The sequence below is a fragment of the Prevotella sp. AM42-24 genome, from assembly GCF_003461825.1.
Taxonomy (GTDB): domain Bacteria; phylum Bacteroidota; class Bacteroidia; order Bacteroidales; family Bacteroidaceae; genus Prevotella; species Prevotella hominis.
Map to the genome: position 1 here is coordinate 1 of NZ_QTXV01000115.1, position 3,957 is coordinate 3,957.

Consider the following 3,957-nt stretch of genomic DNA (forward strand, 5'->3'; position numbering starts at 1 on the left):
TCAAAAATGCCCTATAAACAAGGGTGGGAAACTTTAGTAAAGTAACCTGCAAACAAATCACAACGCTTCTCCAAAGATAATGAAGGATTGTCGGGAAATGAAAAGAGCAAATGAGCCAACTCATGCATGGCTGTATAGCGAAGCTTTTCTACTGTAGTCTTGCTTGGTCTCATATCAAGTACGATCAGAGGGTATCTGTGATTTGCCCAGGTGCTTAATCCATAAACGGATTCTGGCAATTCTGCTGACATCACTTTGATTTCTTTTCTTTCTAATAAACGAAGAACACTGGCTATAGGACCGTCACCACAACGCCATTTCTCTCTTAAAAGGTCTGCTGCCTGTATGGCATCCTCCAAAGTTGAGATTTTCGTCCCTAAAACGGGATTCTTAAAGGTGGAACTGAAACCAGCCTTATGCTCCTTCTCTAAATATTGCTCTGCCCAAAAAGAAAGTTTGGCTTCCAATTCCAACAGTTCTTTTTCTGAAATTTTACCATTGGCATTTGTTCGTAGCGTAGGCATATCTATGTCAATATTGGTTCCCCAAAAATATTTTTCACTGATGCGCAGGGCATTAGCCAAGGCCAACAATGCTGGTCTCTTTGGGCGCATGATGCCTTTTTCATACCGAGATATACTCTGCTTGGTGATGGCTCCGCCTGTTCGCTCTACCAGCTTATCCATGCTTAGCCCCATCATCATTCTTGCTTCATGTAATCGAATAGGAAATTGGTCTTTTGTCATTATGATTCTTTTTTTTTGATGACAAATATACAAATTATTTCTCGAAGTGTAACTTTTTGATAACGTTATTTAACTAAAAATATAGATATTAGGTTCAGTTGCTATAAATCCCCAAAACGTTTCTTGACGATGCATACTACGATCGGTCATTTGGTCAAAGTCTTTTCTGGTCAAAATTATTCCCCGTATTCACCATCCAAGATCATAACGAGTTTTCCTAAGCCTGTCCTTGCTTCGATGTGAAGAAGGAATTAGATCAATATTTTGAGAAAGGGGGTGGGGAATAAAAAAATAAGGCGTACGTTTCCATTCAGAGGAGCGTACGCCTTGTGATTATTTCACTTCCTCGCAAACCACCATTTCCGTGCTTTTATACACTATGATAATCTTGTGTAGCTGCGTGGTCTTGATTGCAGAAGTTACTACTTCGCTTTCTGCATATCTATTCACTTGTCTGATGGCATCCTGCTTGAGTTGTTCTATATGCGCAGCGGTATCCTTAGACTTGGCATATTTGAACTCTACAATGTAGGAATGCAGCATATCGCTGAAGTTGTCAACAAGCGGACAGAGGAAGATATCGGCATAGCCTTCCTGGGTGTCCTTTTCGGATATCGGACGGTAGAACTTGTTGTCGCAAGTCATGGCAAGCGTGAATCCGTGCACGAAATATTCTCCCTTCTGATGATCTCTCTGGGATGAATATTTATGCAGACTGTCGGCAATATATTCAAAATAAGGCTTCCATTCTCCACAATATGCCAAGGCGCTTTCTAAGTTTCCTTTTTCGTAGGAATCGTATTTCAAGTCGTTCTCCTTGTATGTGTCGAGGAGGTATCTGAACAGCTGCTCTCGCACCACCTCGTTTGGTATCACGAACTTGGTCTTTCCCTGATAATTTCCTGCGATGGTAACCATGCCGAAGTAGTAGAGCAGGCTCACGAAATTATCCGGGTCGCCTATCTGCTCGGCAGGAAAGCCGGTCTTGAGCTCGCCAGCCACAAAGCCGTTTTCTACCAGTTGCTGGATGATAGAGGCATCGTGGGCAAACTCCTTGTCCTTGCGGATGAGCATACGGAGCTTGTTGTAATCCAGTCGGATGTTTTCCTCTATCATATTCTTAGGAAGTCTTCCTCGGTTTCTGATATAATTATCGATGAAATAGAGCACCATGTTGGAATTGTACATGGTGGTTTCGCCGTATGAATCCTTTGCAAAACAATAGTTATCGTACCATGGTTTCATCAGGTCTATCAATTCATCCACGGTGTAGTTGTGGAGATGGAGGGTTTCGGTATAGTAAGTGAGCATTTCGCGCACCTCTTCCTCCGTAAAGCCCGTCATCTCGTTGAACTCGTATGAAAGGGAATAGTTGGTGCCGATGTTGAAACCGCTGGTCAGATCGTCCATGGTAACAGGACTGACGCCCGTTACGAAAACTCGCTCTAAGGTGGAATCGGTAGCCGACTTGATGGTGTCGAAGAACTTACGGAGATAACCCATGCCATGAGTTTCTGCCTGATAATTGTTGAGACAGTCTGGTTCTGCCAGGATAGTATTCGTGAAATGGTCGTACTCATCAATAAAGAGATACACTTTCTGTCCTGTCTTCTTACATTCCTTGCAAAGATAGTCCAACTGTTCTACTGCACCATCCTTCCTGTTCATCTCTTCTTTGATGTTGGCAGGCAGATATTGTGCATACACATCGCAGAAGTAGTTAAACTCTGTGTTGCAATGTGCATCAAGTCCCTTCTTGTAATTCTCAAGATTGGCATCCACCACGGCAAAGTTGAGCGAGATAATCAGATAGGTATTATGCTCAGGTGTAGGATTCTCGCCGATATACAATCCTCCAAACAGTTCCTCAAACCTATCAGCCATATTGATGTCGTAATACTGTTTGAGCATGGAGAGGGTAAGGCTCTTGCCGAAACGACGAGGGCGGATATAGAAGAAATACATGTTGGATCTTTCTATTTCTTCTATAAAATCTGTCTTATCTACATAATAGCAGTCGTCTCTTCTCACGGTAACGAAGTTCATGATTCCGTAAGGGATGCGCTTGCGATAAATGTATTCGCGCTTGGCATTTTTCTTCTTTGTGATATTACTATCCATGAGCGATTCTCCTTATATGTTTTTATTTTGTCGCAAAGTTAGTATAAATATTTGGAATAAGCATGTTTGGGTACTCCAATTTCACCATTATGTATAATCTTCTATCTTCCAATCCGTAATATTATGCGAAGCGACATCAAAGTTGACGCCTACCTTTACGATTGGCAAGCCACTTAGAGCAAAACGTTTAGGATATTCCTTGAGGTCAATCTGCTTCATCGCTGCAGCTGCATCCTTATTGAGTTTCAACTCAAAGAGATAGAGATGCGTAGCAGTTCTCAGTACCATATCCACTCTTCCTGACGGAGTGCGAACTTCTACGTCCACGTAATTATCAAGAATAGAGAATATCACATACATCATCTGCTGATAATGCCCCTCTGAATCCGCATTGTTGCAATACGGAACCGTGGCAAGAAAAGCTTGAAGCATCTGCAAAGCCCCATTCATATCATTACGGCGAATAAGAGCCGACATCTTTGCGATAGTGGTTGCTCCCTTAGGCGTTGTCATACCTATATAATTAGGTAAGAGACTGCGATATAATCCAACACGAATTTCCTTGTTGGGAATGTCAAGCGTAAAGAGTTCTGTCTCTGGATCATAGCCTTTGATGGTGATATATCCACTCTGATATAAAAGAGGCATGATGGATACCATCATTTCGGTCGGTGCGTCAAAGTCTGATTTGTCTGCCTCGCAACTTCCAATTTCCGAAGGCATTACCTGGAATTTCTTAAGCATTTCTATCAGATAGGTAGGTGTGCCTGAAGTAAACCAATAATAATCCAACTTACTTTTAGCCATAGCATTCAGCAGACTATAGGGGTTGAAAATATCTGGTGACTGAGCTGCAAAATGATAACCGTCATAAAACTCTCGCAATGCATCAAGAGTCTGAGTTCGGGTTAGATTCATCTTAACTGCCAAAGCATCAACATCTGCTGACATTTGAGTCTCCAATTCCTCCTTGGTAATACCGCAGATTCCAGCGTACTCATGATCCATGCTGATATTGGTGATATTATTGAGTTCACTGAAGATGCTCATCTGCGAAAATTTAGTGATGCCAGTCAGGAAAACAAAGCGA

Annotated in this window: 3 protein-coding genes; all 3 read right to left on the reverse strand. The window is 42.1% G+C overall.

Annotated elements, in window-relative coordinates; all coding sequences use genetic code 11:
- Nucleotides 1-11: 11 nt before the first annotated feature.
- Nucleotides 12-746, reverse strand: coding sequence for an XRE family transcriptional regulator (locus DW917_RS16250; RefSeq protein ID WP_118120413.1), 735 nt, complete (start codon nucleotides 744-746; stop codon nucleotides 12-14).
- Between the two features lie 333 nt (nucleotides 747-1,079).
- Nucleotides 1,080-2,867, reverse strand: coding sequence for an ATP-binding protein (locus DW917_RS16255; protein ID WP_118120415.1), 1,788 nt, complete (start codon nucleotides 2,865-2,867; stop codon nucleotides 1,080-1,082).
- A gap of 87 nt (nucleotides 2,868-2,954) precedes the next feature.
- Nucleotides 2,955-3,957 (reverse strand): AAA family ATPase (locus DW917_RS17905; RefSeq protein WP_233524802.1); only part of this gene is annotated, 1,003 nt, incomplete at its 5' end.